The sequence below is a fragment of the Verrucomicrobiia bacterium genome (assembly GCA_035946615.1).
GTDB lineage: Bacteria > Verrucomicrobiota > Verrucomicrobiia > Limisphaerales > UBA8199 > DASYZB01.
Map to the genome: position 1 here is coordinate 1 of DASYZB010000102.1, position 3,115 is coordinate 3,115.

The 3,115-nt window shown below is 56.0% G+C and carries 2 protein-coding genes; both read right to left on the reverse strand.

Annotated elements, in window-relative coordinates; translation table 11 throughout:
• Positions 1-95: 95 nt before the first annotated feature.
• The gene (locus VG146_14130) at positions 96-1,163 is read right to left on the reverse strand and encodes a peptidylprolyl isomerase (GenBank protein HEV2393485.1); all 1,068 of its coding nucleotides are present in this window, start codon (positions 1,161-1,163) and stop codon (positions 96-98) included.
• Between the two features lie 297 nt (positions 1,164-1,460).
• Positions 1,461-2,624: an ISNCY family transposase gene (locus VG146_14135; protein ID HEV2393486.1), complete on the reverse strand. Its 1,164-nt coding sequence runs from the start codon at positions 2,622-2,624 to the stop codon at positions 1,461-1,463.
• Positions 2,625-3,115 lie beyond the last annotated feature (491 nt).

Below are 3,115 nucleotides of genomic sequence, written 5' to 3' on the forward strand. Positions count from 1 at the left end.
GGGCCGGCCGTATTGAGCGTGTTTACGTAAAGGAACTGACGGGAGTCGAAACCGGATTTAAGCTGATCCGCCTGGCCTAGCCTCAAGCGGCGCGGCTAATCAACCCCAGAGGGATTGCCTGCGGCTGCGACAACTTTCCGGGAGAGATTGTTAACCACCTTCACCTGATCGCGAAGGTCCTCAATGTAGGCGGATTTCATGAGTTCATTTTTTTCGTTGGTCAGGTTTCGCCGGATGGCGCTCTGAACCGACGGGTCGGAAAGGAGGTGCTGGCCGGGCTCTTCGACCTCCAGGAGCTTGAAAATATGGAATCCCGCCGGGGTTCGAACAATCCCTGAAATCTCGCCCGGCTTGAGGGAACTCAAAGCTTGCTTGAGTATCGGGCTGCCCGCCAGTGAAGAAGCTGGGACAAAACCCATGTCGCCCCCGCCCGCTGACGTTCTGGGATCCTCGGAATACTCCTGAGCCACGGTTGCAAAATCTTCGCCATTGCGCAGCCGGGCGTACAAGGCCTGAATCTTGCGCTCCGCCGCCGCCGGCGTTTGCGCGTCATCGTTTTTCAGATTGCGAATTTGGGCATCGCGAACGGGCGTCACCTGAATCTGGGCCACGTGGTATTGGGTTTCGGGGACGTTGAAGCTGGCCTCGTTATGCTTATAAAAATCAGCAATCTCTTCATCAGTGATTTTGATTTGCGACGTGATTTCTTTATTAATCAATTTCTCGATGATCAGAGACTCCCGCAACTCATCGCGGACATCGCTCAGCTCCAATCCCTGTTCCTTAATTTTCTTCAGGAATTCATCCGGCGTAAAGGCCACCTGAAGCTGCGCCAGCTTGGAATCCACTTCGGTTTCAGCCACTGAAATCCGCGCATGCGAGGCGTGATCCACCAGAATTTGGTTGTTGATCAGTTCATTCAGAATGTTTAGTTTGAAAGTGAGCGCCTGGACGGGGCTGCCGGCGTCCGAGCCCGACTGCATCTGACGTCGGTATTGCCTTTCAACCTGGTCGCGATAGATTGGCTTGCCGTCCACTTCCGCCCAAATCTCGCGGGTCGAGGTCGGCTTCTGGTTGCAAGCAGAGAGCAACGCCAAGCCTGCGATTGCCAGGGCGGCCCATGCGCGCCTGGCACCGTGGGAAATACGATTGATATTGTGCATCCCTTGATTGTATCGCGGATTGCATGCCTGCTTAAGGACAGAATTGATGCCCGAAAGAGTGTCGTTAGCAAGTTAAAATGTCCGGTATTCTTGATTAGTGAAATGTCCGGTTTTGTTCTCCTTTTGTTCGTCCTTAGGATTTGTTTTGCTTTTTGCGCGCGAACGGAAGGCGCCCGTAGGGCGACTGGAGTTCGCGCGCACAGCCGATTCGGGTTGGCATCGGCGGGACGGCGATTGAGTCTCCCGACTCCAAGTTCCGATCTCCCTCCCTGGTGTGGACATGTCATTTTCTCCCCCTTAGGCCGCTTCGCCTGGAAGGGCGGGTTTACCATCTCCCGGCTTCAGCGCGACGCCCTCCCCCGTGTAGCGGCCCAGGACCTTGGGGCCATAGCCGAGGCTCACCGTTCCGTCCAAATGTTCATAGACCGTCACGCGGCAGCCGGCCAGGCTGCCCCGCCACAACGTCTTCTCAATCTGCAAGCAGCGGTTTGACCAACTCACCGTGTTGTCGCGGTTGACGATGCGCTCGTGCTGAATCGAGAAAACCCGATCCAAGTCGCCCCGCCGCGCCCGCACGAAGGCGTGACCAGGCTGGGCGGCCTTCACCGTGAACTTGCGATTAAACTCGGCGATATAAGACTCCTTGAGAAATCGGTTCGCCTCTTCCACCGTCCCGATCCCCCGCAAGCGCAACTCCTGGGGCAGCCGTCCCTGCCAGGTCCCAAAGTTCCGCTCACTCCGCCCCCGCGCCTGCGGCGAATAGGAGGGAATCATCTCGATCCTCAAATCACTCAGCGCCCGCCCTACCTGTGTCAAACGCTGTCGATCCACGGGTTCCCCCGCCTTAGGAGTCAGAAAAAAGTGGCTCGCCCGGTCGCTGTAGAGGGCACAGAAGACTCCCTTATTTTCGATCACTTCCCGCAGCGCCACCATCACCGTCCGCGTCGATTCTTCCTCCACCAGTTGCGCGTAATAGATCTGGCTGGTCGCATCATCCATGACCACCAGCAAGTCATACCAGCGATCATGCTCGAACCAGCGATGCTCGCTGCCGTCGACGTGCAACATCATCCCGGGCAGAGGGCGCCGCTCCCGCCGTTTCCGATGCACCCCTCGCTGCTTGCGCTTGGCCACCAACCCTGCCCCTTGCAGGACCAGCTTCACCCAGGTGTAACTCAGCTCGATCCCGTGCTCCTCCACCAACTTCTCGTGGAAATGCCGCACGTTGAAGTCGAAATACTTCTCCCGATACAACCCCAGCACGCGCTCCACCGTCTCCAGCGGAATCCGGCGCGGGCTCGGCTGACCCCGCCGCCGGTCGTACAGGCCGTCGTACCCTCCCCACTCGTATCGCTTCTTCCAACGCTGCATCTGTCGAGGGCTGATCCCCGCAATCTCGGCCGCCTGCCACCAGGTAATCGTCCTGGCCAAAGCTCGCAAAATCACTTCTTGCATCTTCATTGCCCGCTCCATCGCGGCCACACTGCAATGCTCCATGTCGGACCTCCGACTAGAGCCTTACCATGCGCCGCTTCCTCGGACCGGACATTTCACTTGCTAATTCGACCGGACATATCATGTGCTAACGACAGCATTCCATTATCTACTTTACAAATTAATATTCATGTGGTATACTGCTTCGAGGCTGGACAGGGCAGCGATGAGGGACTGACCACCCGAAGTGGCAAGCGGCTTTGAAGATTTGAAATTGAAGACAAGGGCACAAAACGCCCGGCGTCCATGTTGCAGACAGTTACAGCAGGAATAAGGGTATTACGGTCGACAATCCCTTGCCGAATCAACGATATAGTCCAAGATCAGGTTGCCTTTGGCGCGAAAAAATGAAAAACCTGGAACGAACCCATGATGTGCTTTAGAATCAATAAAACATTCGAAAAATTGACCTCAAAATCGTGGAATTTGATGTTTCTCGATAAAGTTAAAGTATTACT